Source organism: Microbacterium sp. B24 (genome assembly GCF_000333415.1).
Classification (GTDB): domain Bacteria; phylum Actinomycetota; class Actinomycetes; order Actinomycetales; family Microbacteriaceae; genus Microbacterium.
Genome location: NZ_BADB01000345.1, coordinates 1 through 1,012, shown reverse-complemented (window position 1 = coordinate 1,012; position 1,012 = coordinate 1). Strand labels below are relative to the sequence as shown.

At 67.4% G+C, this 1,012-nt stretch carries 1 pseudogene; it reads right to left on the bottom strand.

Annotated elements, in window-relative coordinates:
• Window positions 1–926 (bottom strand): annotated as a pseudogene (qcrA, locus tag I5I_RS08970) (cytochrome bc1 complex Rieske iron-sulfur subunit); the annotation flags it as partial.
• Window positions 927–1,012: the final 86 nt, after the last annotated feature.

Below are 1,012 nucleotides of genomic sequence, written 5' to 3'. Positions count from 1 at the left end.
GCGACTGGTGCAGGGGCAGAGCAGTGGTGGGTTTGCTGCTCGTACAGCGCGACCGGGCAGCCGACGTGCGTGCAGACCTTCGAGTACGCCACGATGCCGTTGTACGACCAGCTCTTGCGGTCTTCGGCTTCGACGATCTGCTCGGGCAGCATCCTCATCAGCAGGACGATCGCCTTCGCCTTCTCCTCGAGGTAGCCATCGCTGTGGCTGAGCTCGGCGAGAGACTGGGGGATCACGTGCACCGCGGAGCCCAGAGTGAGGTCGGCGGCACGGATCGGCTCGCCGGTGGGGTCGTGCGCGAGACGCTCACCCTTCTTCCACATCGTGTGGCTGAGGAGGGCGACCGGGTCGCCGGCGATCGGGTTCTCGGGGCTGGACTCGGGAGCCAGACCGCGGAACAGGGTGATGCCGGGAAGCACCGAGGCGACAAGAGCGGCGATCAGCGATCCGCGGATGGCGGTGCGGCGTCCGAACCCGGACTCCTCGTTCGCCTCGCGGAAGACGGCGACGGCGCCCTCTCGCGTCACGTCGCGTCCGCGCGTGGCGTGACGCGGCTCGATGTGCTCCTTGTCGCTCATCACGGCCTTGGACCAGTGGATCGCACCGATGCCGATTGCGAGGAGCGCGAGCGCGATGCCCAACCCGATGAACAGGTTGTTGTGGCGGATGTCGACGATCTGACCGCTCTCGATCGGGAAGAGCATGTAGGCGGCGACGGCCCAGATGCTGCCCGCGAGGGAGAGGTAGAACAGCGTGTAGACCGTGCGAACGGCGCGCTGCATGGCCGCCGGGTCCTTGTCGGTGATGCGCTCCCGGTGGGGCGGGAGGCCCGGGTTCTGCACGGGGTCGGGGACGGCGACGGCGAGCCCGGGGGAGGGCTTCCATGAAGCCCTCTCGTGCTCGAGTGCGTCTTCCTCGTGTGCCATGTCTCGTCCGTTCCCTACGTCAGTGCCGTTGTCCACGTGTGCCCGATCAGTTCGACTTCGCCGTGATCCACACGGTGATGCCGAGA